The organism is Fibrobacter sp. UWB16, from assembly GCF_900215325.1.
Taxonomy (GTDB): domain Bacteria; phylum Fibrobacterota; class Fibrobacteria; order Fibrobacterales; family Fibrobacteraceae; genus Fibrobacter.
In genome coordinates this window covers 235,474-261,514 of sequence record NZ_OCMS01000001.1, presented here as the reverse complement: position 1 = coordinate 261,514, position 26,041 = coordinate 235,474, and the positions used below count along the sequence as shown (strand labels likewise).

General features: G+C 38.7%; 23 protein-coding genes and 1 pseudogene. 21 read left to right on the top strand and 3 right to left on the bottom strand.

Annotation, left to right across the window (positions count from 1 at the left end):
* Window positions 1-23 precede the first annotated feature (23 nt).
* The 9 genes from CRN95_RS01105 to CRN95_RS01065 are packed head-to-tail and all read left to right on the top strand — an operon-like array spanning window position 24 to window position 10,440.
* Complete coding sequence (locus CRN95_RS01105; protein WP_097019859.1) at window positions 24-1,223, top strand: O-antigen ligase; 1,200 nt, start codon at window positions 24-26, stop codon at window positions 1,221-1,223.
* Window positions 1,224-1,270: 47 nt separating this feature from the next.
* Complete coding sequence (locus CRN95_RS01100; RefSeq protein ID WP_097019858.1) at window positions 1,271-2,347, top strand: glycosyltransferase; 1,077 nt, start codon at window positions 1,271-1,273, stop codon at window positions 2,345-2,347.
* A complete protein-coding gene (locus CRN95_RS01095) occupies window positions 2,348-3,100 on the top strand; it encodes a glycosyltransferase family 32 protein (RefSeq protein ID WP_097019857.1) in 753 nt (250 codons plus the stop codon).
* A 33-nt stretch (window positions 3,101-3,133) separates the two neighbouring features.
* The gene (locus CRN95_RS01090; protein WP_145993950.1) at window positions 3,134-4,099 is read left to right on the top strand and encodes a glycosyltransferase; all 966 of its coding nucleotides are present in this window, start codon (window positions 3,134-3,136) and stop codon (window positions 4,097-4,099) included.
* A gap of 1 nt (window position 4,100) precedes the next feature.
* Entirely contained in the window at window positions 4,101-5,111 is a 1,011-nt protein-coding gene (locus CRN95_RS01085) for a polysaccharide pyruvyl transferase family protein (protein ID WP_097019855.1), read from the top strand.
* 3 nt (window positions 5,112-5,114) lie between these two features.
* Window positions 5,115-6,641 carry a lipopolysaccharide biosynthesis protein gene (locus CRN95_RS01080; RefSeq protein ID WP_097019854.1) on the top strand — a complete coding sequence of 509 codons (1,527 nt, stop codon included), beginning with the start codon at window positions 5,115-5,117 and terminating at the stop codon, window positions 6,639-6,641.
* Between the two features lie 3 nt (window positions 6,642-6,644).
* Window positions 6,645-7,844: a hypothetical protein gene (locus CRN95_RS01075; RefSeq protein WP_097019853.1), complete on the top strand. Its 1,200-nt coding sequence runs from the start codon at window positions 6,645-6,647 to the stop codon at window positions 7,842-7,844.
* A 1-nt stretch (window position 7,845) separates the two neighbouring features.
* A complete protein-coding gene (locus tag CRN95_RS01070) occupies window positions 7,846-8,679 on the top strand; it encodes an SDR family NAD(P)-dependent oxidoreductase (RefSeq protein WP_097019852.1) in 834 nt (277 codons plus the stop codon).
* 9 nt (window positions 8,680-8,688) lie between these two features.
* Window positions 8,689-10,440, top strand: a complete 1,752-nt coding sequence (locus tag CRN95_RS01065; RefSeq protein ID WP_097019851.1) for a thiamine pyrophosphate-binding protein — start codon at window positions 8,689-8,691, stop codon at window positions 10,438-10,440.
* A gap of 79 nt (window positions 10,441-10,519) precedes the next feature.
* Here CRN95_RS01065 and CRN95_RS14600 read toward each other — a convergent pair whose 3' ends face one another.
* Entirely contained in the window at window positions 10,520-11,035 is a 516-nt protein-coding gene (locus CRN95_RS14600) for a hypothetical protein (protein WP_145993949.1), read from the bottom strand.
* Entirely contained in the window at window positions 10,975-11,901 is a 927-nt protein-coding gene (locus CRN95_RS01055) for a sugar phosphate nucleotidyltransferase (RefSeq protein ID WP_097019849.1), read from the bottom strand. The genes CRN95_RS14600 and CRN95_RS01055 overlap by 61 nt, the downstream gene beginning before the upstream one ends.
* 336 nt (window positions 11,902-12,237) lie before the next feature.
* Between CRN95_RS01055 and CRN95_RS01050 the strand changes: the two genes are divergently transcribed.
* The 11 genes and pseudogenes from CRN95_RS01050 to CRN95_RS00995 all read left to right on the top strand — a co-directional run bounded on the left by CRN95_RS01050 (window position 12,238) and on the right by CRN95_RS00995 (window position 23,270).
* On the top strand, window positions 12,238-13,815 hold the full coding sequence (locus CRN95_RS01050; protein WP_097019848.1) for a P-loop NTPase fold protein: 1,578 nt from the start codon (window positions 12,238-12,240) through the stop codon (window positions 13,813-13,815).
* Between the two features lie 160 nt (window positions 13,816-13,975).
* A complete protein-coding gene (locus tag CRN95_RS01045; protein WP_097019847.1) occupies window positions 13,976-14,680 on the top strand; it encodes a hypothetical protein in 705 nt (234 codons plus the stop codon).
* Between the two features lie 9 nt (window positions 14,681-14,689).
* Window positions 14,690-15,631, top strand: coding sequence for a hypothetical protein (locus tag CRN95_RS01040; RefSeq protein WP_097019846.1), 942 nt, complete (start codon window positions 14,690-14,692; stop codon window positions 15,629-15,631).
* Between the two features lie 110 nt (window positions 15,632-15,741).
* The gene (locus CRN95_RS01035; RefSeq protein ID WP_097019845.1) at window positions 15,742-16,899 is read left to right on the top strand and encodes a UDP-N-acetyl glucosamine 2-epimerase; all 1,158 of its coding nucleotides are present in this window, start codon (window positions 15,742-15,744) and stop codon (window positions 16,897-16,899) included.
* Window positions 16,900-17,219: 320 nt separating this feature from the next.
* Complete coding sequence (locus CRN95_RS01030) at window positions 17,220-18,392, top strand: AAA family ATPase (protein WP_097019844.1); 1,173 nt, start codon at window positions 17,220-17,222, stop codon at window positions 18,390-18,392.
* The gene (locus tag CRN95_RS01025; protein WP_097019843.1) at window positions 18,389-18,853 is read left to right on the top strand and encodes a hypothetical protein; all 465 of its coding nucleotides are present in this window, start codon (window positions 18,389-18,391) and stop codon (window positions 18,851-18,853) included. The genes CRN95_RS01030 and CRN95_RS01025 overlap by 4 nt, the downstream gene beginning before the upstream one ends.
* 122 nt (window positions 18,854-18,975) lie before the next feature.
* On the top strand, window positions 18,976-20,463 hold the full coding sequence (locus CRN95_RS01020) for a P-loop NTPase fold protein (RefSeq protein ID WP_097019842.1): 1,488 nt from the start codon (window positions 18,976-18,978) through the stop codon (window positions 20,461-20,463).
* 62 nt (window positions 20,464-20,525) lie between these two features.
* Window positions 20,526-20,960, top strand: a pseudogene (locus CRN95_RS01015) (UDP-N-acetylglucosamine 2-epimerase); the annotation flags it as partial.
* Between the two features lie 402 nt (window positions 20,961-21,362).
* Complete coding sequence (locus tag CRN95_RS01005) at window positions 21,363-21,950, top strand: GNAT family acetyltransferase (protein ID WP_097019840.1); 588 nt, start codon at window positions 21,363-21,365, stop codon at window positions 21,948-21,950.
* Window positions 21,951-22,310: 360 nt separating this feature from the next.
* Window positions 22,311-22,676 (top strand): hypothetical protein, encoded by a 366-nt coding sequence (locus tag CRN95_RS01000; RefSeq protein ID WP_145993948.1) that lies wholly within the window; start codon window positions 22,311-22,313, stop codon window positions 22,674-22,676.
* Window positions 22,677-22,709: 33 nt separating this feature from the next.
* Window positions 22,710-23,270, top strand: coding sequence for an XRE family transcriptional regulator (locus tag CRN95_RS00995; RefSeq protein WP_097019838.1), 561 nt, complete (start codon window positions 22,710-22,712; stop codon window positions 23,268-23,270).
* 574 nt (window positions 23,271-23,844) lie between these two features.
* Here CRN95_RS00995 and CRN95_RS00990 read toward each other — a convergent pair.
* Entirely contained in the window at window positions 23,845-24,456 is a 612-nt protein-coding gene (locus CRN95_RS00990; RefSeq protein ID WP_159462250.1) for an FISUMP domain-containing protein, read from the bottom strand.
* Window positions 24,457-24,523: 67 nt separating this feature from the next.
* Between CRN95_RS00990 and CRN95_RS00985 the strand changes: the two genes are divergently transcribed.
* On the top strand, window positions 24,524-25,849 hold the full coding sequence (locus CRN95_RS00985; protein ID WP_097019837.1) for a GntR family transcriptional regulator: 1,326 nt from the start codon (window positions 24,524-24,526) through the stop codon (window positions 25,847-25,849).
* The last annotated feature ends 192 nt before the right edge of the window (window positions 25,850-26,041 follow it).

The window sequence follows — 26,041 nt, the reverse complement described above, 5'->3', positions numbered from 1 at the left end:
TACCTTTTTTGGGGGTGATGTTTATGTTTTTTTATTTGAATAGCGATAAGAATATATTTGTTGACGAAGCAATAAAAACAAACGGGAGAATTATTGCACTTTTTCTTTTTCAATATTCTTTGACTATTCCTGTGATGATTTTTGTCAATCCAACAATAGTTTCTGGAATTTCCAGTATAATTTTAGTGTCTTATTCATTGTACAGGAATATAAAATCTATAATTAACAATAATTCTATTTTTTTGCTTATGTTTATTTTTTTTGCTACTTTTGTTAATTCTATTATAAATGGTACTGACCCCTTTTCTATATTGCCTTTCTATTTTTATTTTCTCCCAATTTTTTTTATTTTTTTATTTAATTTCGATTTTTTTGAATTCCTTAGGTTTGGGTTTGTTTTAGCAATTATTAATTTTTTTGTCATTTGCTGGACCCCCTTTTTCGGAGGTACAAACTACATGCGTTTTGGCTACGGGATGCTAGTTTCTGTGGTTTTTCTTTATGAGATCATTTCTAGTTATAAAAAAACAATCCTGAAAAAAAAATGGATTTTTTTAAGTTACATATTGTTTGCAATATCTTTAATTGAAATGATCATTTACGGAGCTAGAGGAGCTTTGGTTTCATTTGTTTTACTCTTTGCAATTGATAGATTTATTATACATCGAAAATTTATTTTTTTCAACATAATAAGCGTTGGATTATTTTTTCTCATTTATAGCAATATTTTGAATATTTTAACATGGTTTCAAAAAATTATTAATATATTCGGCGGTCGAGCTTATGCAATTGACAAAATACGATTGCAAATAGCACAGGGGTTTGCAGAAGCTTCATCAGGACGAGATGATGTTTACATGAGATCTATTGATTGTATCAAGGAAAATTTTCTTTTTGGACGAGGGATTGATTTGCTAGGTGATGGGGCGTATGTTCATAATATTTTTTTGCAAGTTTTTCAAGATTTAGGTTTTTTTGCGTTCTTAGTACTAATTATATTCTTATTTAGCATTCTCATTTATTTTTTTAAAAATGATGCAAATGAAGAAAAAAATATTCTTGCCATCTTTTTTTCCATTTCCATAGGACGACTTTTATTTTCATCTATTTTATGGAAGAGACCTGAATTTTGGATGCTAGCTTTTTTTTACTTTAGCTTATTTTACTCTTGTCGAAGGAATATGTTTTATTTGTACAAAAAAACATATTCCACAAAAGACTAATAGTTTTTAAGGTGTACTATACTTAGAAATAAAGGAATGCAAATATAATGAAAATTCTTCATATCTGCAGCATTAACGGAAATCCTTTTAGTGGAATCAATATAGTTGTACCCCAACATGTGATGGCGCAAAAAACAACTTGTGATGTTGCTGTTTTAAATTTACATTCTAAAAAAATAGATTGCGATGTTAAACAATTGCATATCGAAGATTTGTATTCTGGTAAATTTAATCCTGATATTGTTTTATTTCATGGGGTATATTTCTTATCTTATGTAAAAATAAGTCGATTCTTAAAAAAAATAAATATTCCATATGTTGTTATCCCCCATTGCTCATTAACAAAAGTTTCTCTAGCTCAAAAGCGAATTAAAAAGTTTTTTGCAATTAGAATCTTTTTTTCTTCTTTTTTAAAGGGGGCTTCCGCAATACAGTTTCTAACAGATAAAGAAAAAGAAACCTCTATTTATTCGAACAAAGGTTTTGTCTGTGGAAATGGAGTTGCAATTCCCTCATTAACAAAAAAAAAATTTGGAGAAAAAAGTGAAAAAAAATTTATTTATGTAGGTCGTTTAGATGTTTTTCATAAAGGAATTGATATTTTACTAGATGCTATTGAGTTAGAAAAAAAATATTTAAAGGAACATCATTTTATATTGAACATATATGGGCCAAAACAAAAACAGTCTCTTCATAATGGAGAAGATGCTCAAAAAGAGATAAGGGATATGATTTTCAAAAGGAATATTAGTCAACTAGTAACTGTACATGATGCAATATATGGAGAAAAAAAAATAGAAGCTTTATTAAATAGTGATTTTTTTATTCAAACTTCACGATTTGAAGGTTTACCATTAGGAATCCTCGAAGCCTTGTCTTTAGGATTACCTTGTATAGTAACAGAAGGAACCAATACCGTAGATTTTATTAACAAATATAAAGCTGGTTGGGGCGTTGAAACAAATCCTCAAAAAGTTGCCGAGGCAATCAAATTTGCAATAAATGTAGATTCTGAAGATCAATTAAAAGAAATGTCTTCTGCTGCAATGCGATTGATTTCAGAAGAATTTACTTGGAATAAAATTGCAGAAAAAGAAATATCTGAATACAAAAGGTACATCTAAATGATTCCTAAAATTATTCATTACTGTTGGTTTGGCGGAAAGCCTCTGCCTAAAGAAGCTTTAAAATGTATCGAAAGTTGGAAAAAATATTGTCCAGATTATGAAATTAAACAGTGGAATGAATCTAATGTTGATTTTTCTGATTGTAAATATGCTATAGAAGCATATAATGAAAAAAAATGGGCTTTTGTTAGTGATTATGTAAGGTTCAAAATTTTATATGAACAAGGCGGTCTCTATTTTGATACAGATGTGGAATTAGTCAAGCCTATAGAATCTATTGTTTCAAAAGGAGCTTTTATGGGCTGTCAAAATAGTTGTGCCGTAAACGAGGCTAATGGGGGAGTTAATCCTGGGCTGGGCTTAGGAGTTGCTCCAGGGCTGGGCTTATATCGAGAAATCTTAGATTTATATAAGACTCTGCACTTTATAAACGCTACGGATACTGCAAAACTTAAAACTGTAGTTGAATATACGACTGAATTATTGCAAAAACATGGTTTGAAGAATATTGATGAAGTACAATTTATAGAAGGGGTGTACATTTATCCAAAAGAATATTTTCAGCCAATGGATCTATCTACAGGAAAAATACATATAACGGACAAAACAGTTTCAATACATCACTATTCAGGTAGTTGGTGTAATAAAAAGAATAGACTCCGAGGAAAAATTTATCAGTTCCTATATCGAAATTTTGGCGGAAACTTTGCGGATTTTGTTAGAAGAAAATTTGGAACCAAACAAAAGTGAATTTTTAAATCCATATTGTTATTTTTTTGTTTAATGATGAATCATCCTAACATAAGTGTCATTGTCGCTGTGTATCAAGCTGAAAATTTCATTCGGCGTTGCTTAGATTGCTTACAGCGACAGACTTTAAAAAATTTTGAAGTTCTTTTGGTCGATGATGGCTCTTTTGATCAGTCTGGAGCTATTTGTGATGAATATGCCGCACATGATTGTCGTTTTAAAACAATCCATAAAGGAAATGGTGGCGTAGCAACAGCAAGACAAGTTGGATTTGATAATGCCAAGGGTGATTTCTTTATTCACGTTGATCCTGACGACTGGGTTGATTCAACGATGCTTGAAGAACTTTTGAAAAAAGCTTTGATTGATGATGCTGATGTTGTGATTTGTGACTACTATTTAGAAAGTGGGAAACAGCGAAAATATTACAAGCAAGAACCAACAAAATTAAATCATGATGCCTATTTTTATGATTTAGTAAATGAAAAGTTGCATGGGGCCTGTTGGAATAAATTAGTTCGCACAGAATGCTTTCGAAAATATGGTATAAAATTCGATTTGAATATGAATTATTGCGAAGACCTTTTTGTCAATTTAAAATTAGCTGAAAAACCTGTAAAAATTTCCTATTTACCAAAAGCTTTTTATCATTATTATCAAAATGTAAATCACAATAGTTTAATTCAACAGCATTCTATGAAGAGATTAAATTCTTTAAAAAACATTATCTCTTGGCTTGAACAAAAAAAAGATCCTTTTGTCGAAAATGGAGTTGCTGAATTAAAAAAGAGTTCCAAATGGACCGCTTTTTTAATTTGCGAATTTACCGATAGTGATTTTAAGGGCCTTTACCCTGAAGTGAATAAATTATTCAATTTCAATTTGCATACTTTGGGTCATTGGGAATTTTTTATCACTATTGCTTTGTTCTTTTCTTTGCCTTTTGCCAGAAGACTATTTAAAGCGAAGGTGTGTATAACAACTATGTGGAATCAGTAAAATGAAAAAAGTGGTGATTGTTACACTCCCATTACAGAGTAATTATGGTGGTTTGCTTCAGAATTTTGCGTTGCATAATTTTATAAAAAAAAATGGATATACTTGTCAAACGATTGATTTTCTTATGGTGCCTCGCATTTCTTTTTTCTCTTTTTTTAAATATAGCCTGAAATCCTTATTTTTGCTATTTATTCCTAGTAAACGTCGGAAATTTCTTAGATTTTCATGTAAAGGTTTTCGTTCTTGTTGGGCAAATGATTTTGCTTGCAAATGGCTAAAGTTGACAGCAAAATGCTTCAAGTACAACGAAAGTATGTTGGATGAATCCTATGCAATTATTGTTGGAAGTGACCAAGTTTGGCGTCCAAAGTATAATTATCGAATTGAAGACATGTTTCTCAAGTTTGCTGAAAAAAAGTCAATTAAGCGCATCGCTTATGCGGCATCGTTTGGGGTTGATGAATGGGAATATACACCTAGACAAACCAAAATTTGTGCAGGTCTCGCTAAAAAATTTCATGCAATCAGTGTTCGCGAAGAATCTGGCGTGATGTTGTGCAAAGAAAAACTTGGCGTGGATGCAGCATGGGTTTTAGACCCGACACTGTTGCTATCGAAAGACGATTATCTACCGATTTGCGAAGAGATTCCTGTTTGCGCCGATAAATATCTTGCGGTTTATGTGCTGGATGAAAATAAAGAGATTTCGGCAACTTATGAAAAAGAGGCTGCTTCACGCGGATTGGTTGTAAAAAAATTCCATGCAGATTCAAAATCGACTCTGACTGTTCCCGAATGGTTAGCCATGTTCCGTGACGCATCTTATGTAGTCACGGATTCCTTCCATGGAACGGTTTTCTCGATAATCTTTGGGAAAGAATTCAAGTGCATATATAATAAGGACCGTGGTTCCGCACGATTTGATTCGCTGCTCAAATTATACGAGTCCGGCAAGCTAGACGAAATGCGTGAATTTTCGTTGAACTGGCTTAAATCCGCTTTGGAAAAATAAATTATGCCAGAATATAAGACATCCGCATCGCAAATAACAAAAAATGCTCTATTTTTGTATTGCCGCCAAATAATTATTATGGCGGTTGGTTTGTTGACGGTGCGTATTACATTAAGCATTTTAGGAATTGTAGACTATGGTGTAAATAATGTAGTTGCAGGTACAGTATCCATGTTTGCGTTTCTTTCCGGCTCATTGGCGAGCGGTTCGCAACGTTTTTTTTCATTCTATATTGGTTCTGGAGAAAAAGATAAGTTAAGTGATTCGTTTAAGGGAACATTTTCTATTTATGTGATTTTCACATTGATAATTTTTGTCTTACAAGAAATTGTCGGTCTTTGGTTGTTGAACAACAAACTGGTTATTCCCCCTGATAGAATGTTTGCTGCGCAATGTATATTTCAAATGGCAATTTTGGGTTCTTGTGCGAGCTTAATGACGGCTCCATATATGGCTTCTGTTATAGCTCATGAAAATATGAAAGTTTTTGCACAAGTTGGAATTATTGAAGTTGTCCTAAAATTACTCATTGTTTTTTTGTTGTACATTTCTCCAGCTGACAAACTGATTACATACGGATTTTTGTATATGTTAATCAATCTAGGGATGATGCTATTTTATCAAATGTATACATTCAAAAAATATGATGAATGCAGGTCGTCTTTTTTATGGAGAAAAGATTTAATAAAGGAACTTTTGTCGTTTAATGGATGGAATTGTTTTGGAAGCTTTGCTTGGATGATGAAAAATCAAGGGCTATCTATTATGCTAAATACATTCTTTGGACCTATTGTTAATGCGGCTCAACAGATAGGAACACAAATAAGAAGTATCAGCGCTAGCTTTTCTCAAAATTTCAGTATGGCAACAAAGCCTCAAATTATAAAGTCTTATGCTGCAAAAGATTATGACAGGACTCTTGATTTAGTGTTTAAAACCGCAAAAATAAATTTCTTTTTAATGTATGTAATCACATTACCGGCTTGCTTTAGTTTGGATTATCTTTTGGATTTATGGCTTGTAGATGTTCCGCAATACGCTGTTGTTATATGTCAGTTATTGCTGATTGAAAATCTTGTTGAGACATCTTCGTTACCATTTGCAGTAGTCAATCAAGCAACTGGCAAAATTGCTTTGTATCAATTCCTTATAGGTGTTGTAGGTCTTTTAAACATCCCTTTTGCATACATTGCGTGTTGCAATGGTTGCGAACCTAAAATTGCCTTTTTAATAGGGGTTATATTGCAGTTGTGCATTGCTGCTATTAGAATCATTTTTGTTCAACGAGTGTTTCCGAAATCTTTCTTTAAAATTATAGGACAAATTTATATTCCCTGTTCGTTAATAGTGGTGATTTCTTATTTTACAAGTCATCTGCTTTGGATTCCAATCACGTCTTTTATGGTGTTCACAATTGAAACATTGTGCCAAGTGCTGTTAGTTTTGCTTCTGTCTTATTTTATTGGCCTAAATAAAAATGAACGAGTGTTTTGTATTTCGTTAGTTAAAAAGAAATTGAAAAAGGTGTAGTATATGAGAATTTCAAATATTCAAAAAGAATATAAAGATGGCTTTGCATATTTAACCGTAGATGTAAAAGCGGAATATACTCAAAAAAATAAGTTGTGGTTTTCTGTACCACAGGAATTTGAATCGTTCTTGACGGACGATGTATATGATGCGTTCCTTGTGGCTGCAATATATCCTGCAATGTATTATAATGAGCCTGTTGAAATAGACGGAAATGTGTCTCCTCGTCTTTTCTTCAATGTTACATATTACATACAAAATGTTGTAAAATCATATCGCCAAAAAATGCATTATGTATCTGTAACGGCAAATGGATTTGGCTCTCCCCAAAAAGTAGAAGATGGTGTGGGGACAGGTTTTTCTGCAGGAGTAGATTCGTTCACTACATTTGTAGATCATTTTGTAAAAGAGAAAAATCCTGATTTTAAGATTTCGGCATTGTTTTTCTTTAACGTTGGTAGCCATGGTGGTGGCGGTGAAAAGGCAAGAAAAAAATATATTGAGCGTTATAACCTTTTGAAGGATTTCCCAAAGCAAGTTGGACTACCTTATATACCGCTTGACTCGAATCTGTTTGACTTTTATTTGGACTATTGGGAATACGATGCAGGTCTATTTTGTCGAGCCTCTGCTATATTGGTTTTTCAAAGAAAAATAAGCAAATATTATTTATCTAGCGATTATTCATATAAAGAGATAATGTACAATGCATTTAATCCATATGTTTCTAGTCTTTCAGGAATAACAGAAACTTTTATGAATCCAATGTTGAGCACAGAGTCTCTAGATATAATCACAGATGGCGCTCAGTACACAAGAACAGAAAAAACAGAATTAATTGCGGACTATCCACCTGTAAGGGATTTCTTAAATGTTTGTGTTGACCACTGGAATAATCAAGAAACTGCAAAAAATTGTGGTGTTTGTGGAAAATGTTTGCGCACACTTGTTGCTTTGGAATCTTTGGGAAAATTAGAGCTATTTCGAAAAGTTTTCGACATTGAGTTGTATAAGAAAAAGGCATATTGGTATAAATGTTTTTTAAGTGCGAACAGAAATAAATCTATTTATAACAGGGATAATTATGATTTTGCGAAACTTCATGGAATTAGGATGCCATCTTTGATAGAAGCTCATGTGAGATTAATTCCATCACATGTAAAAGGGTTGATTAGAAAAATCTTGAAAAAAATAGGCGTGTAAAATGTCGTTGAAACAATATATTCTGCGTGGAATTCGTTGGATTGTTAGAGGTGTACCTGAAAAGAATTTTACAGCCTCCATTTCCTATTTATCGCCAAATAATCGCTTAATAGGAAAGAAAATCATCGTTACAGGTGGTGGCAGAGGTCTTGGGTTTGCTATGGCAAAAAAGTTTGTTGCGGAAGGGGCTTCTGTTTTGATAGCTGGCCGCAACGAAGATACCTTAAAAAAATCAGCGGATGAAATCGGCTGCCAATATTTACCCCTTGATGTTTCTAATCCAAATACGTTTGAGTTTTTTATGAATCAAGCAAATCAAATGCTTGGTGGTGTAAATTGTATCGTAAACAATGCGGGGATATCGTTACACGAAAGCACTTTTTTTGATGTAACTTCAGAAACATTTGATAAGCAAGTCAATACAAATTTAAAGGGTGGCTTTTTTCTGACTCAAAAATTCGTTGAAATTCTAAAAAAAGAACAACGAACAGGAACCGTTCTTTTTACATCGTCTGAAACTGGCGACACAATGGATTTTAGACCATATGGATTTACAAAGGCCGCTGTAAATAGTATGGTTCAAGGTCTTGCTTATCTTTTTTCTAAGGACGGAATTCGGGTGAATGCTGTTGCCCCTGGTGTGACCACTTCGGATATGACTGGATTTAAGGCCGATGGCAACTTATACGAGCCAGGAAGTTCTATAGAACGGGTTTATCTTCCTGAGGAAGTCGCTGAAACGGCTTGTTTTTTGCTTTCTGATGCTGCAGGGTGTGTCTCAGGACAAATTATAACTTGCAATAATGCAAAAACTGTTAATGCACGCTGGAAATAAAGAGGTCTTATGGAACAGAAGTATTATACCGTTGAAAGAAATGTTCAGATTGTAATTTCCTTGCTTAAGGCTCATGGTATCCGCAAGGTGATTGCTTCTCCGGGAACAACAAATATGACATTTGTTGGGAGTATCCAGAATGACCCTTTTTTTGAAATATATTCGTCGGTAGATGAACGATCGGCTGCTTATTTGGCGTGTGGAATGGCTGAAGAAAGTAGAGAACCCGTTGTAATTAGTTGCACCGGCGCGACTGCATCAAGAAACTACATGTCCGGATTGACAGAGGCTTATTACAGAAAATTGCCTGTTTTGGCGATAACATCTCATCGTGGAACACAGGCGATAGGTCACTTAATTGATCAGCAGATTGATCGTAGGCAAATTCCTAATGACATTGCTATGGATAGTGTAACGGTGCCTTTGGTCAAGGACTCGACCGATGAAAAGTTCTGTGTTGTTGAAGCGAGTAAAGCCATATTGGCGTTGAAGCAAAATGGTGGTGGTCCTGCACATATAAACTTGTTTACAGCGTATAACCCAGATTTTTCTGTAAAGGAATTGCCGCCGGTAAGGGTTATTAGACGGTTCACGAAGAAAGATGTGCTGCCTGAAATTTCTGGATTTGAACGGATTGCTATTTTTGTTGGTTCTCATCATAATTTCACGGCAGAAGAGAATGCTGCTATAGATAAGTTCTGCGCAACTCATGACGCAGTTGTGTTTACCGACCATACTAGCGGATATCGCGGAAAGTATGAAGTCAATTTTCCTTTGGTATGCTGCCAAAAGAATTATCGGTCACCTTTAGCCAATGTTGATTTGCTTATCCATATTGGTGAAGTAAGCGGTTGTTATAGAATTAACCCTACAAAATCCGTATGGCGTGTAAGTGAAGATGGCGCACTTCGTGATACATTTGGAAAATTGACAAATGTATTCCAAATGTCTGAAAAAGAGTTCTTTGAATATTATAGCAAAGACGAAGCTTCTGAAACGCGTTACTTGAAAGCGTGTCAAGAAGAGTATCAAAAGATTCTTGATCAAATGCCCGAAATTCCATTTGGAAACATTTGGATGGCAAAACAGATGGCTCCCAAATTGCCTATAGGCTGCGAATTGCACATGGGCATTTTTAATAGTCTGCGTTCATGGAATTTTTTCCCGTTGCCCGAAGGAATCTATTCAAAATGCAATGTGGGCGGTTTTGGTATTGATGGAGGCGTTTCTTCGATGATGGGAGCGTCGCTTGCCAATCCCAACAAATTGTTTGTTGGTGTTTTTGGGGAGTTGGCTTTCTTCTATGATATGAATGTTGCCGCAAATAGGCATATCGGTAAGAATGTCCGTTTGATGGTTGTTAATAATGGTCGCGGTACTGAATTCCGTAATTATGACCATCCTTGCTATATTTTTGGTGAAGAAGCCGACCCGTATATGGCAGCCGCAGGACACTTCGGAAACAAATCTTTTGATTTGTTAAAACATTATGCTACTGATCTTGGATACGAGTATTTGTCAGCGTCAAATAAAGAAGAATTCTTAAAAGTTGTTGATCGCTTTTTGACGCCAGAGATTACGGATAAGCCGATGATTCTGGAGGCATTCACTGACACGCAAGATGAAAGTGATGCTTTGGAAACAGTGATGAATTATATGGTTGATTCCAAGATGGTCATGAAAAATGAGGTAAAGAACCTTGCGAAGAATATGCTTGGGCAGAAGGGAATAAATTTTCTAAAGAAGGCGATGGGGAGATGATTTTGTAAAAAGAATAGGTAGTTGCGCTAAGGTGCAACCATCTAACCTTAGCATTGAAAAATCTGGTTTGTTAAATAAATTATTTATTTGATTTGAAAAAGACTTTAGGATCAAAGCTTTCTGTGTAAGCTTCCCCATAATGGGTTGCTGACACCTCCGCCTTCTGCCTGATGGCAGCCTCGACTTCAGAGTCGTCCTTGACCCATTCGTAATAGAAATACGACTTGTGGATTCCCATCAGTTTGCACGCCCGAGTGATGCTGACATGGAATTTCGCGGCTATTTCGCCCGCCATTTCCTTGCTGGCTTCGGGCGCTAGAGTGATTATTCCGGCGTACTTTAAGCCACGAGTCCGGAAAACGTCAGCACGAAGGTCGTGAAGATCATCCAGAGCTACACCGGCATCGTCGACAAGATGGTGTGGAGAAAAGGGTAGAGCTGAGATGCTGGTTTTAAAACAGAAAGGTCCCTCGAAAAAGGGACCTTTCTTTGTATATAAATTGAATGCAGAATTGATATAAAACTGATTGGCTTTTAGCAGTTCGCGATGATTTGCCTTTCGACATGCGAAGAGGTAATGCTCTCGTTGTCCCACATGATGCAGTCTTTCAAGGTGGCGTCCATGATAGTGCAGTTGTTGCCTATGGTCACATTCGGGCCTATGGTGCTGTTCTCGATGATGACGTTGTCGCCGATGAAGCAGGGCTGTATGATTGTTACGTTTTGGTTGTTGTGCGGGCTTTGTTTCACGCGGTTCTGCAAAAGCCAGGTGTTCGTTTGAATAAGTGTTTCAGGGAGCCCGCAGTCGAGCCATTCTTGTACGGGGGCCGTGCTGAACTTGCAACTTTGTTCTATCATCATCTGGAGTGCGTCGGTCAGCTGGAATTCTCCGCGGGTGCGGATGCCGTTGTCCATCAGGTATTGGAGCGATTTCTTGAGCTCCTTGACGTCCTTGATGTAGTAGATGCCGACAAGGGCTTCGTCACTCACGAACTTCTGCGGCTTTTCTACGAGGCGTTCGATACGGCCATCGTTGTCGGTTACCGCGACCCCGAAACGGCGTGGGTCCTTGACCTTGTAGGTGTAAAGGATGTTCTCTGTGGCGTTGGCAAGGGCTTGGATGTCGGCTTTGAATAGTGTGTCGCCGAGGATTATAAGAATCGGCTCGTCGTCTTCGACATAGGGGAGGGCTAGGCTTATGGCATGGCCGAGTCCTTGCGGGTCGTTTTGGAGAACGGTGCGTGTACGGCCCCATTCAGGTTTGCCTTTGAGATAATCGTCGATAGCTTCGGCCTTGTAGCCGGTAATGAAGATGCTTTCCGTAGCCTTGAGTGGGAGCGTATCTGCGACAATCCAGTCTATGATTGTCCTACCGCCAACGGGCAGGAGACACTTAGGCAGATTGTTGGTGTATGGGCGCATGCGTTCGCCCTTGCCTGCAACCGGCAGAATAATCTTCATTTTCATTCCTTCTTATTCGGAGCACATCCCTAACGTACTTTCTTCACAAATGTAATAAAATGTAAGCAATTTGTAAAGTTTTGGAGAGGGAATATGTATGGCTATATGGAATGAGTTAGACTGGATTCAGAAAAAAAATTTTGTAACACAACAGCATTAATTTGCTTTCGCTATAAAACGTTTGAAGTTATTTCTGAAATAAGTATTGACTTTATTACTTGATTTGATTAAATTGAGTAAGTGTAATTTTGTGCAATGGTGCAAATGTTCACTGTATTGATTTGAATTGGATGCGCAAACTTGACAATAGAAGGCGAGTTGAATAGGTTTAGCTAAATGGCTCAGGTTGATTTACTAGGAAGAACACAATTTGTAGATATGCTTGAAATGATTGTCTCTAACAAGGTCAATCAGTTGGCTGGTTGCTCCTTGGCTATTGATGGCAAATGGGGTTGTGGCAAGTCGTTCATCATAAAGATGCTAGAAGAAAGATTGAAAGGCCGTGGGTATTTTGTAGTTCATTACAATTGTTGGCAGAATGATTACTACGAAGAACCTTTGGAGGCTATTCTTTCTGTTTTAGTTGATGCGCTAAATGGCTTGCAATCGTCTGAAGCTATTCAGGATGGTAAAAAGAAGAAAACTCTTGAAATCGCTCTAGGCTTTTTCAAGTCTATTTCGTTCATGATTGCCAAGAATAAACTTGGCGTAGACTTTAAAGAAATAGGAGTTGATCTTGAACAGCTCAAAAAGGATGTGGGAGAAACTTTATCTAAAGACAAAGCTGAATTGCTGACTAAGGATTTTGATTCTAATCAGTTGTTGAAAAAATCCATAGAGATTATTTACCAGTTGTTGCTGGAAATCAAATTGGAATTCAGGGGAGTTGTCCTTGTTGTTGATGAATTAGATAGGTGCATTCCTGAATATGCTATAAAGGTCCTTGAACGCTTGCACCATATTTGCTACGATACTGAGAACGATTTGTTCCAATTTATTCAAATTGCAGCAATAAACCGGGAAGAACTTTGTGATGGCATTTCGAAAATGTACGGGCGAGGGTATATGACTTCCAACGCAATTGTTACATCGGGGCCGGACACATATTCGTCGAAGAACTACTTTGATAAAAAGGGCTCGTTTTCTTTTGGCAATTACTATCTGCAAAAATTTATCCAGATGATTATTCCTGTCCCGCCAGGGAAATCGAGCCAAACTGCATTGCCCATTTTGAATGGCCTAGAAAAGTATTTTGAAGTACTGAATGAATCTCAAATGCGATTATTGCATGATCTGTTTGAAATGGCTTTTGGTGAAGTTTCTATTCGAATCCGTGAGCAATTGGTTGCGTTTACTAATGTTGCTCATCAAATTACCCTTGAAATCGGGGCTGCCGACGGAATTGACCGAATTAAGCCGAGTTTGACAGTCTTGTGTGTAGAGCTGCTGGACTGTTTTTGCCGTGCAATTACGATGTCTTCTTTGCCGGAAATAAAGATGGAGTACGAACGGAATCAATATGCAATTGGATATCCTAGCTATAAAGTGTGCGATATAGGAATGTGTTCTTTAAAAATAAAATGCAAAGCGCAGCTTGTGAATAATTCTGATTCTTTTGAAAAAGACATTTTTGAAACTTTTAAAACAGGATATCGTATTTGTGTGGAGAATGAAGATAAATTGTTTCCGAAAATGGGACTTCATGTTCCTGATATCCTTGAAGATATGAAATTGGAAAAAATAGAAGAAAAAAAATATGTATTTGATATGGATAATCCCAAAGCAGAAGTTCTTTGGTTTTATTTAAGCAAGGATGATAAACTTGAGCCTGCAAACGGAAAGACGCCTCCAGAAGATGATATTAGATTTGTAAAAGCTTTTAGAAGAACGTTAGACATAATTGCTCCTGCTTAATTTGAATTGTAAATGAGGCTAATATGTATATTCGTAAAATCATTCTTCAGAATTTCAAACGTTATAGAACGTTAGAAATGACTTTTAATGCAGACATTTTGCTATAGTGAGAAGTATAGGTTGGACAATACGCCAAAATTGGAAATGTTTGAGGTTTAATATGATCAGTTTTATTAAAGGTAATACCATTATTTTCGTGAGCTTCTTACTTGCGATTATTGTTATTGGACTGTATATTCAAACGAAAAATGTGGTGGAATGGTTTCCTCATGCTGACGAATGGTTTCAAGTCCTTTTTCAATTGTCGATTGGTTTCGTTGTTAGTTTTATATTTTATGTTACACAAGTGTATCTTCCTCGTAGAAAGTCTATTGCGAGGATAAATCAGTGCATTTGTGCTAGAATACAGGATATAGTTTCGTGGATGAATGACGTTTTTGTACGGCTTGGTAAACTGTATGTTATTGACTTTGATGAAAAAAAATTGACAAGTGAATGTTGTATGAGTATTTTACATTCGATGCGTGTTGATGATCGCATCCAATTAATAAATCCATCTAGATTGAATTTAGGGTATGTTGATCAAGAGGCTTGTTATACCATTAGAGAGTGGTTGACGGAATGTGTAGGCAATATTGAGCTTAATATTGATAAATTGCTAAAGTATTATTCTCCTTATATTACTCCAGAATTGATGGATGCAGCGGAGCGAATATGCAAGTCTACGGTACACCACAATATGGTAAGAATGATTTTTAAAATGAAAAATCCTCCATCATTCAAAGGTTTAAATGAAGATATTTTCTTTAAGCCTTATTTACATCTAATGAAGGAATTGGATAAAACTAGGAATCAATATTTGTAGTTTTTTAATATGCCTGAGTTACAGAAAATAATTGAAAAGTTGACTAACGATTTCCAAGAAATTGCGAGGGCGTATATGGCTTGCTTTGGGTGTAAAAAATTATCAAGTCGAAAAGACTCTATTCTGTGTTGGCTTTTATTTGCGATACATTTAATTGAGCCTAAAGAGCGTGTGGTTCATTATAGTAAAGGTTTTTGGAATCGTGCGCCTAAAAATTATTGGCTTAGTATCAATCGTTTGGCTGATAAATTTAAATATGGGTGTGATGTTAATCCGTTCTTATCGAAATCGTTGAAAAATGCTATGTTGGATAAAAGGGCGGATTTGTTGTGGACGGATTGGGAAATACATCATTTTCATCTAAATGAAGAAGTTTCTGTGGATTCAGATTATTCAAAAAGATCAGATTATGTTTTATTCGCTATTGTTGGTGACGATTTTGTTTGTTTTTTGGATGTGAAAAAACATCCTCCTCTTGGAAGTCCTGATTATGCTGATTCTGAATTGTATGGGATCATTTGTGATTCTTGGCCTAATTTGATTGATGATTTAAAGAACTTTGCTCCCGATAAGGATTGGTCAAAAGAAGAAATTCTTCAATTCCGCAAACAAGGATTGAATGTTTGCTATTCGCATAATGGTAAGGTTTTGGCTTTGGGAGGAAATTTCGTTGCGGGTGGTAAACCTATTCGTTCTATAATCTTGAGGGACAAGATTCATTTTGAAATAAGGAAATTGTCAGAACGCATAATAGAATGTACTGAAAAACAATATAAGAACTTTAGTGAGAATGATTTCTCTTTGAAAATGGACTCGGATGGTTTGAAGTTGTGTTTTACATTAGAAAATTCTTGCGCACCATTGTCTTCACCAACGATAAATGAATTTTTTAACAAGAAATGGTTGGTTGCAAAGTTGCGTAAAAATGAATATAAGCATTGTGAAAATTGATTTTTCTTGTATTTTGCGTTAGGGATTGAAGCCCGTAGGGCCGGGAGGGCCGCTCGTATCAAGCGCTTGGCCCTCTAGGCGGGGAAACTGTGGGGTTACGCCACGGTTTCGTGCCGCGAAAGTCCGCCCCTGCGCAGCAGGGAAACGCCCGAATACTTCCGCGCCCCGAAATCATCCGCCTCGCGGCTGTCATCGACAAGTGCCGCAAGTACTTTGATTGCGTTCTCGCGCATACCGGCCAAAACTACGATTACAACCTGAACGGCGTGTTCTTCAAGGACTTGAGCCTCAAGGATCCCGAAGTTTACATGGATGCCGTCGGTGACGACCTCGGAGCAACCGTGGGTAACATCATCAATTGCAGCTACAAGCTTATGGTCGCTTGCAAACCGGACGCATTGCTGATTCTCGGCGACACCAACAGCTGCCTTTCGGCCATCGCCGCAAAGCGCTTGCACATCCCGATTTTCCACATGGAGGCGGGCAACCGCTGCAAGGATGAATGCCTGCCCGAAGAGACCAACCGCCGCATCGTGGACATCATTAGCGACGTGAACATGGCCTATTCCGAACACGCTCGCCGCTACCTCGCTGACTGCGGCTTGCCCAAGGAACGCACGTACGTGACTGGTAGCCCCATGGCCGAAGTTCTGCACAAGAACCTCGCACAAATCGAAGCGAGCGACATCCACGCCCGCCTCGGTCTCGAAAAGGGCAAGTACATTCTGCTCAGCGCCCACCGCGAAGAGAACATCGACACCGAGAAAAACTTCACGAGCCTCTTTACCGCCATCAATAAAATGGCCGAAAAGTACGACATGCCGATTCTGTACAGTTGCCACCCGCGCAGCCGTAACCGCCTTGCCGCCTCGGGTTTCAAGCTCGACAAGCGCGTGATTCAGCACGAACCGCTCGGATTCCACGACTACAACTGCTTGCAGATGAACGCCTTCGCCGTCGTAAGCGACAGCGGCACGCTCCCCGAAGAAAGCTCCTTCTTCACAAGCGTCGGCCACCCGTTCCCGGCAATCTGCATCCGCACCAGCACGGAACGCCCCGAAGCACTTGACAAGGCCTGCTTCTTCATCGCCGGCATCGACGAAAAGTCCCTCTTGCAGGCTGTTGACACCGCAGTCACGATGAACACCAACGGCGACTACGGCATCCCCGTGCCCGACTACATCGAAGAAAACGTCTCCACGAAGGTCGTAAAGATCATCCAGAGCTACACCGGCATCGTCAACAAGATGGTGTGGAGGAAGTTCTAGAATCGTTTTTGAAAAGCGAAAAATGATATGAAAATGTCCTGCGGAAGCGGGACAATCTTTTTGTGTATAGAGGGGGATAAAAGAAAAGCCTGACAAAAATCAGGCTTGATGAAAAAGTGGTTGTTTCCAAAATGGAAACAACCACTCCGTACGGAGCTATTGTTGGTAAAGAATCCTATACAAGTGTGGCAACTATAAAGAAATTCTTTATAGTTCAATATGATGGCTGGAATATCGCTAATATGTATGAAAAATCGTATTTTGACACTTTGTGTCAAAATGATTTATTATTTTTTATTGGGTAACATCAGGATTCAACCATGCAAAAGCTTACAATAAAGAATTTTGGACCAATCAAGTCGGCCTCTTTGGATTTCAAAAGGGTCAATGTCCTTATTGGTCCTCAGAGTTCGGGTAAGAGCACTATCCTCAAAATTGCCAGTTTCTGCAATTGGGTTGAAAAGAAAATCCAGTTGACGCAGGTTCCTGGCGATTGGATGAATCCTGATGTGGTCAGAGATCAATTAATTACATTCCACAAGCTTGACGACTATGCTCTGCCAGGTGCCGAGATTTATTATAAGTCGGATACTTTACAGATTGAGATCAAGTTTGACAAAAAACTACTTATTGGTATTCATTTTGAATGGACCAATAAGCGTTGGAGTTTTAAGCGTACAAAAAATACCTATATTCCGGCTGAGAGGAATATTGTCGCGTCAATCCCGAATTGGCTCGATGTAAACTTCGATAAGTTTAATAATATCCGCAATTACATGGCAGAATGGGATGTCGCCCGCAAAAATTTTGACCGTAACCACAAGTTGGATATTTTGGACATGGGTGTTTCGTATTTCTATAACGATGCGGACAAGTCGGACCATGTTTCCATGAATGGTAAACAGCTGAAATTTTCGAACGCATCAAGTGGCTTGCAGTCCTTGATTCCGCAGTATGCCCTTTTGTCGTACCTGTTCGATATTTCGCTTAAGTCCGAGCCAGCGAGCCTCAGAAAGATGCAAACAGACCTGATGCTTAAGGATCTCATTGAGCAAGACTTAAAGTTGAAGAAAATGGGGATTGCCGATAACTATCTAAAAAATTGCGGTGTAAAGGTTTTCCTTGAAGAACCGGAACAAAATCTGTTCCCTATGGCGCAGTATGGGCTTGTGAAATGGTTCGCTCGCAAGTTGAATGGCAACTTGTGCAATACTTTGTTTGTTAGTACGCATAGCCCGTATATACTTTCGGCTTTAAATAACCTGATTCAAGCGCGCGATTCTGCTGTAAAGGATGATTCTGCTAGGCGAAAGGTGGAAAAGATTGTTGGCCAAAGCGACTTTATAAACTTCGAAGATGTTCGTGTTTACGGAGTGAGTAATGGTCGTGTCAAAAGTTTGCTCGATCGTGAAAATCGCTTGATTGCGCAGTCGTTCTTGGATTCTGTTTCTGTAGATATTTCTAACGAATTTAGCCAATTGCTTGAAGTATGAATAAAGCGAATGAATCTTTGAATGTATGGGCTAATTCTTTGCCTTCTGGATCTTGGTGCTCAACCAAGGATTCTAATATCAAGTTTGAAGAACAGAAAAGCAAGATTACATTTGTCAATAAGTCAAAAAAGTCTTGTTTGAAGGTTGATGTCGATGGGGGCGTGATTCTTTCAAATACTCGTTCTGCCCGGTGTGACAAGTTGTTGGTTGAAAAATCAGCCCCCTTGTTTTGCTTTGTTGAATTGAAAGGTGGCGATATTGAACATGCCATAGAACAACTGGAAGCGTCTCTCAAAAATCCAAAATTGAATCCTGAGTGTTCTCAACGGAAGCTGGCGTTTGTTGTTGGCAAAAATCATTTTCCTGCATCATCGCCGTTGATTCAAAAGGGCATGAAAAAAATCAGTTCCCTGAACGCAAGACTGATTGTTGCGAATACGCCCGCATCATATTCGCTGTAAATCTCCGTCTTTGGCAAGAAGATAATACTGTTTGGGGCGACAGATGTGGCTTGTTGTGTCTTCTTAAGTTCAGTAAATGATATATATTCTAACAATGTTGTTAATCAATCGGGAGCTGACTAATGGATGAATTTGATCAAATGATTGCCGAATTCATAGAAGGCAAACGAAAAAATGCCCAAGATCCAGATATTCTTGATCGAAGCAAGATGATTGGTGACATTTCAGAGATGATAAGTCATCGGCTTTATTCGAAAGAGCCTATGTCGTTGGCTGTCATGGGTATGTGGGGTGTGGGTAAGACTTTTATTCTGAACGAAATTGAAAAGAAATTTTCAAGCAAGTGCATCATATTCCATTACGATTGCTGGAAAAACGACTATTATGAAGAACCCCTTGTGGGAATTTTATCTGTTATTGTTGGACAGTTAAATACAATTGAGTCTCAAAATCCCGATAAACAACAAGACCACTACTATGCCTTGATGAAGCAATTTATCGTTCAATTGTCTCAGTGTGTAACTCAACATTTTGCTGTGGCTGATATAGTGAATATTGGAAATATTTTCGCTTTGATTAAGGATAAAGTGAAACAAAAGAAAGCTGTTGAATTAAAGCCATGGAAATCCTTGGCATCGATTTCTGATATAATTGAGACGATAAATAATTTGCTCTGTGGTTATATGGCTTACGAAGGTAAAAAGATTCTGTTTGTCGTGGATGAATTGGATCGGTGTTTGCCTGATTATTCTCTCAAGGTCTTGAATCGGCTTCATCATATATGCAATGAAACTCCTTTAATTCAGGTTGTTGCTATAAACGATAGGGAATTGAAAGCTAACATAAATGGACTCTATGCAAGGGATGACGAAGAAGACGAAACATTTGCTAAATCATACCTTCAAAGGTTTTTTACCGATTTCTACAGGATTCCAGTCGGTGATTCGCGAGAATTGATAAAGCTCTGCTGGAAAGATTTCGGTAAGTATTTCTACAACCGTATGGACGATGATTTTTTCAGCCTTTTTCTTGGAGCTGTTCTAAACAATTCTAATTATACCATACGCGAAAAGAAGATGATTTTGAATCTTTTCCGTAATTATCATATTCAAACTTTAGGTTCTTCAAAAGAGAAATATCCTTATGAACTGGCTTGTGCGGAAATTCTGGAAATGATTAGGCTATTTTTCAACTTGGAACAGGATTGGGAATGGGAGAATGATTGTGTTGCAGTTCCTTTGCCTAACTTGGATGAAGATGCTGATGAAGAATTGCTGATGACGGATACTTCTTCAAAAAATGGGCCTAATCTTTATACGCTGTCTGTTGGCGCTCCACATTCGATTTTCAATGAAAAGATTGAACCTGTGAAGAATTTCTTTTTGCAAGAGTGCAAGCGGAAGTACGAGTCAATTGAAAATGGAACTCTTGCAAAGGAAACTATTACATCTAGCGATTTTGTTATTGCTTTTTTTCAAAAATGTATGGAACTTCCTGGAGAAGAAACTGATTCCGATATGTCAACCATTATTGAAAAATTGAAATCAGACGAAAAATTCAAGAAAGTCTTTGGATTCTTTGAGTCTTTTAGGAATAAAATTTGTGTTTAATAACCTTTGCTTAGGGTAAAAAATTGATTACTGGTGGTATGGGTGGATCTCGTGACACAAACAGCTGCCACCCGCGCAGCCGTAACCGCCTCGCCGCCTCGGGCTTCAAGCTCGATAAGCGCGTGATTCAGCACGAACCGCTCGGATTCCACGATTACAACTGCTTGCAGATGAACGCATTCGCCGTCGTGAGCGACAGCGGCACGCTCCCCGAAGAAAGCTCCTTCTTCACAAGCGTCGGCCACCCGTTCCCGGCAATCTGCATCCGCACCAGCACAGAACGCCCCGAAGCGCTTGACAAGGCCTGCTTCTTCATCGCTGGCATCGACGAAAAGTCCCTCTTGCAGGCCGTCGACACAGCCGTCACGATGAACACCAACGGCGACTACGTCATCCCCGTGCCCGACTACATCGAAGAAAACGTCTCGACCAAGGTCGTGAAGATTATCCAGAGCTACACCGGCATCGTCAACAAGATGGTGTGGAGGAAGGGGTAGAATCGTTTTTGAAAAGCGTAAATGCAAGGATGTCCCGTGGAAGCGGGACATTTCTTTTTTTTGAATTTTATTTTACAAACCTTGCAATCGAAGGGTTGCAAGGTCGTTGATTTTAGTATCTACATTTGTAATTCAAAAGCTCGAAAAGGCTAGGATTTCATCATAGCTATTTTTGGCGGGCTTGTATTGTTGTTTTGATTAATGTATATTTCGCTAGAAGGTAAATCATGGCTACATCGAGCATAAAAAAGAACTTTAACGTGGTTGGGACCAAACAATTGGAGTCCTTCGTTAAGGCTGTGGATCGCTCTTTGAAGGCCCCTGTTTCTGTCAGTCGTGTTAAGGCTGATGTTCTAAGCGGAGTTTACAGTTTGAAAAAACTTACTCTCCTTAGAAAGAAACATGGCTTCTAAATCCTATTTTGTTGTAAATATCATGGAGTATCTCTGCGGGGCTCCAATAGAAGAGCTCTTGTCGGATCTCTGTACCCTCTACGAGTGTCCTTTGAATAAGGATGTTGAGGGCTTTTTGAAAAAATCGGCAGTCGAATTCGCTAAAAAGCATCAGGCTGTGAGCTATCTGGTCTTTTCGCAAAAGAATGGTGCGTTTTTGGGATATTTCTCATTGGCAATAAAGACTATTTCCGTAAAGGCTCAGAATGTGTCACGGACTGTTCAACGGAAACTTTCAAGAATAAGCTCTTTGGACGATGGTGAGTATAATATTCCTGCGTACCTTATAGCCCAGCTTGGAAAAAATTTTCAGCAAGGGCTTAACGACTCAATTACAGGAAACGATTTGTTGTTCTTGGCCATGGAGCAAATTTTACACCTCCAGCATGGCGTGGGTGGAGTTCTTTGCGTTCTGGAGTGTGAAAACAAGAAAAAACTTCTAGATTTTTATTGTACGCAGAACAATTTTGTCGAGTTTGGAACAAGGAAGACAAAATCGACGCAAAAAGAACTTTTGCAATTGTTGAAGACGATTTGAAATATTGTCAGACATTGAAGAAAACGTCTCAATCAAAGTTGCAAGAATTATAAATCTTATTTTACGAAATTTTGCAACCTATGGGTTGCAATGTCCTCGATTTTAGTATCTACCTTTGTAATTCAAAAAATAAAGGCGGTGTATTATGTGGATGAGTACAAGAGGCAGTTTGCTACTTTTTAAGTTCTTTATGAAGATAAAAAAGGTGTTGTAAAAAAATAAGAAAACTTAATGTTGCGTTTTTTATATAAAAAATATTCTGTTTTGGAATTTTATATTGGCTTTTATTTTTAATTTTTGTATTTTTTATTCCAAAACGGAATAAAATACAAGAGGGAAAATGAATTAAGAGGAATCTTTATGCTGCGAGCAGAACATGTTTGGGAATACTGTTTCGCCCCATGCTTTTCAAAATCCACAGCGGATCGTATTAGTAGAAAATACCCGCATGAGTTTGAAAACACATTGAAAAATCTAGACACCTATAAAAAGACTCTAGATGAAGGTGTCTCTTTAGAACAGGCGAAAAGAGTGCTTCCTTTTGTGCATAACGAGAAAAATGGATTGCTTGCAATAGACCAAAGACCACCCAAAGGTGGTTTTCAGCTCCGCTTGTATATCTATCCCAATGTACTTAATCATGTTATTTTCATAACGTCGATTGGGGACAAACAATCGCAGCAAAGCGATATCAAAACAGGACATCAATTCATTCAAACTCTTTAGTTTACTTATTCAACCCAATCTCAGGAGATCAACATGGAAAAAAATCTTACAACCATATCCGATTTAATGAATGAAATGGGGGTTGAAAAAAAGATCGCAAAAGAAACGACCGAGCATATAAAAAATCATAGTATAAGCCAAAATCTGACCATTTTACGAGCCAAGGCTGATTTATCGCAGTCTGAAATGGCAAAAAAAATGAATACATCGCAATCGTTCATTTCTAAACTTGAAAGCGCTAGCAACGATCAGATAAAAGTTGACGATATGTGTTCTTATCTCGCAACTCTAGGTTACGAGACTACAATTACAATTTCTAAACCTCAAAATATCGCTCAAAAAATAAAAGGAACATATAGTCAACTTGTCAACTTGGTAAAAGAACTTCAAAAATATGCTGTTGACGATGATTGCATTTTAGAAGGAATTGCGAGTTTCGAAACTGAGGCTGCGCATAATATGCTGAATTTAGCATCGATGCTTATAGAAAGTTCTTCTGCAAAATTGGAAAAGATTCATCCGGCAGATGAACCAAAAATCGTTCTTGACAATATATCAATCAACCGTAAGGAAAAAGATTTAGTTTTAGCTTAATGGTTCCAATAATGTATAGTTCGTTTTGACGAACTATAAGTCATTTACTAATATGGGGAAGCTTACAACTGGACGGAGCCTGAAAAGCGCGAAAAAACAAACCGGGCTGAGATGCTTCGAATTTTCCGAGCTGTTTTGGAAGAAAAGGAAATTCCTGCTGAGAAACTAAAGAGACTACTTGACAAAGATTTCATCAAAGATGTATCTTTGGCAGGGTACACTGACTGAAACGCTAATTCTTTATCTCGATATTCTTGTAAGCTTTATTTTACGTAATTTTGCAACCTATGGGTTGCAATGCCGTCAATTTTAGTATCTACATTTGTAATTCAAAAAAATTAAAGGCGGTGTATTATGTGGATGAGTACAAGAGGCAGTTTGCTACTCTTTAAGTTCTTGATGAAGATAAAAAAGGTGTTGTAAAAAAGCGTCTGAAACGAATCGATAAGTTGTTCGTGAAATGATTCTGTTGAATTTTTTACTTATAAAGAAATTTATTAGGCGCATTCTGAAACGATAAAAAAGCAGACAAATAAATTTGTCTGCTTTATAATTAATATTTTATATAAACTTGTTACTTCTGGATGCACCTGACGGAGAAGGCGTTGTTCTCTTCGATGGCTCGTTCCGCATAACGTTCGTTGTAACCGCCGATGGTCACGAAGTTCGCAATGTAGGTCGTTTCTTCGGTGGCTGTCCAGAAAAATGCGGACTTGTCCATGTCTTCGTAGGCGAAGTGTGTGTCGCTTTTGCCAGACGCGTTGAATGATGCTTTGGTTTCTTCGCAGTACGGGCTCCACATTTCGTTGTTGCCGAAGCAGATTCTCTGGCCTGCCTGCTTGACTCTAAAGCCGTTCTTCTTGCTTGCGCCGAGGTACTTGCTCAAGAAATTCCAGTCTTTGCGGTCGGGGAGTTTCCAGCCGGTGGGGCATGCCTTCATGGCAGCTTTCCACGTGTAGAGGCGACCGTACTTGTGGCAGTTTTCCTTGTCATCGTTGTAGCAGTAGCTACCCTTGGTCGTCTTGTAGGTGAGGTTTTCGGCGAGCCAGTTGTGGTTGCCTATTTTCACAATCTTGTAGGTGTGGCCGTCGCGCGGGTCCTTGAACTTTTTCGCGGAGGCTTTTTTGGAGGGGGCGGCTGCGGCGATGCAGGCTGCCAAAAGCATAAATACTAAACCAATTCTCATGGCGACAAATTTAGAAATTTTCATGATGGAATATTTTGTTATCTTGTGAAATGAAGAGGATTTAAAGTTGCTTATTGAAGATGTAAAAAATTCGATTGCCGATGCCGGTTTTCGCGATGGCGAAAAGATGCCCTCTGTGCGCAAAATGGCGGAGCGTCTTGGCCTTTCTGTCAATACGGTTCATCGCGCTTACAAGATTTTGGCTCAAGAAAAGCTTGTGCAGCTCGTTCATGGCAAGGGCTGTTTTTGGGGCACGGCTCCGTCGTTCGAGGTGAAAGCCGAAGAGAGTGTGTATTCAGTGGTCGAGCGTCAGTTCCAGAACGATTTGGACAGCGGGTATCTGAATGCCTTTGATGAACTCCCTTCGTGCAAGGAACTCTCGAACCGTTACAATGTTTCGCTTTACATTGTCAAAAAGTTTTTGATGCAAAAGTGTGCGCAAGGGATTTTGCGCCATGTGGGGCACCGCTTTTTCTTTAGCGAAGAGCGCCCTGTCGAAAAGTCGAATTACATTTTGTTTGTGCATCGTTCGGATGAATTCGGCCGCTTGAAAATTGAGTCCGAACGCGAATCCGATGTGTTCCGTACGTTTGCGCAGATTGCCGCAGAACAGAAAATTGCGGTGAAGTTTATCGGGTATCACGAAGCTTCGAACCTGTTCTATTTGTCGTCGGGCGAAACGTTTGTTGTAAAAAATGATACTCACTGCTTGGGCGTTTTCCTCTCGACGTGGCTGGTGGATGATGCGGCGAAGTTGTTCGCACATTTTGCATCGTTCAAGAATCCGATTTCGGTCTGGTGGGAATACGCTCCGGATGTGATTCCGGTGATTGCCCGCAATAAAAAGAAGTGGGCTTTCTACAACGTGGCTTTTGGCAAGGAAGCGGGCGTGATTGTCGGGCGTTACCTCAAGAGCAAGGATATGGGACCTGTTCATTACCTCTCGCCGTACCATGCTAGTTTTTGGTCGAAGGCTCGCTTACAAGGCTTGCTGGATGCGGGGACGGATGTGATTCCACTTGTCGATGAACGCTATGCGTCTCCGTTTGACTTGGCGGATGCGGCTGCACACGATGGCGTTGAGCGCCAGGTGCTTTTGGACAACATTTTGGAATCGCTTTTGAAGAATGCGACTTTGAATAAATTTGTGTGTTCAAATGACTGGGTGGCGGCTTCGTTGATTGATTACTTCAAGGCGAAAAAGTTGCCGGCGCCGTATGTGGTGGGCTTTGACGATACGATTGAAAGTTACCGCTACGTGTTTGATTCGTTTGCATTCAATGTCGGGACAATGGTGAAAGAGGCAATTTACCACATTGTCGCGCCGACCATATATGCAGAACAGCGGCGTCAAATGCAGACGCCGCTAGGAAGAGTTGTCGAGAAACACTAGTTTTTACAGAATCACCGTCATTCCGAACGAATGCTTCTTCGTCACCCTGAGCGTAGCGAAGGGTCCAGTAAAGTCTCGTTACGCAATACAAGACTTTACTGGATGGGGCAAGCCCCAACCTCTTCGGCTCGGTTATATCCATGCAAGCATGGCTGCAACACTCGCCTTTCGAGGTTGTCTTCCACCTTCGGT

Coding starts and splice junctions, on each gene's coding strand:
- CRN95_RS01105 (WP_097019859.1), top strand. CDS start 24: ATGTTTTTTTATTTGAATAGCGATAAGAATATATTTGTTGACGAAGCA.
- CRN95_RS01100 (WP_097019858.1), top strand. CDS start 1,271: ATGAAAATTCTTCATATCTGCAGCATTAACGGAAATCCTTTTAGTGGA.
- CRN95_RS01095 (WP_097019857.1), top strand. CDS start 2,348: ATGATTCCTAAAATTATTCATTACTGTTGGTTTGGCGGAAAGCCTCTG.
- CRN95_RS01090 (WP_145993950.1), top strand. CDS start 3,134: ATGATGAATCATCCTAACATAAGTGTCATTGTCGCTGTGTATCAAGCT.
- CRN95_RS01085 (WP_097019855.1), top strand. CDS start 4,101: ATGAAAAAAGTGGTGATTGTTACACTCCCATTACAGAGTAATTATGGT.
- CRN95_RS01080 (WP_097019854.1), top strand. CDS start 5,115: ATGCCAGAATATAAGACATCCGCATCGCAAATAACAAAAAATGCTCTA.
- CRN95_RS01075 (WP_097019853.1), top strand. CDS start 6,645: ATGAGAATTTCAAATATTCAAAAAGAATATAAAGATGGCTTTGCATAT.
- CRN95_RS01070 (WP_097019852.1), top strand. CDS start 7,846: ATGTCGTTGAAACAATATATTCTGCGTGGAATTCGTTGGATTGTTAGA.
- CRN95_RS01065 (WP_097019851.1), top strand. CDS start 8,689: ATGGAACAGAAGTATTATACCGTTGAAAGAAATGTTCAGATTGTAATT.
- CRN95_RS01055 (WP_097019849.1), bottom strand. CDS start 11,901: ATGAAGATTATTCTGCCGGTTGCAGGCAAGGGCGAACGCATGCGCCCA.
- CRN95_RS01050 (WP_097019848.1), top strand. CDS start 12,238: ATGGCTCAGGTTGATTTACTAGGAAGAACACAATTTGTAGATATGCTT.
- CRN95_RS01045 (WP_097019847.1), top strand. CDS start 13,976: ATGATCAGTTTTATTAAAGGTAATACCATTATTTTCGTGAGCTTCTTA.
- CRN95_RS01040 (WP_097019846.1), top strand. CDS start 14,690: ATGCCTGAGTTACAGAAAATAATTGAAAAGTTGACTAACGATTTCCAA.
- CRN95_RS01030 (WP_097019844.1), top strand. CDS start 17,220: ATGCAAAAGCTTACAATAAAGAATTTTGGACCAATCAAGTCGGCCTCT.
- CRN95_RS01025 (WP_097019843.1), top strand. CDS start 18,389: ATGAATAAAGCGAATGAATCTTTGAATGTATGGGCTAATTCTTTGCCT.
- CRN95_RS01020 (WP_097019842.1), top strand. CDS start 18,976: ATGGATGAATTTGATCAAATGATTGCCGAATTCATAGAAGGCAAACGA.
- CRN95_RS01005 (WP_097019840.1), top strand. CDS start 21,363: ATGGCTTCTAAATCCTATTTTGTTGTAAATATCATGGAGTATCTCTGC.
- CRN95_RS01000 (WP_145993948.1), top strand. CDS start 22,311: ATGCTGCGAGCAGAACATGTTTGGGAATACTGTTTCGCCCCATGCTTT.
- CRN95_RS00995 (WP_097019838.1), top strand. CDS start 22,710: ATGGAAAAAAATCTTACAACCATATCCGATTTAATGAATGAAATGGGG.
- CRN95_RS00990 (WP_159462250.1), bottom strand. CDS start 24,456: ATGAGAATTGGTTTAGTATTTATGCTTTTGGCAGCCTGCATCGCCGCA.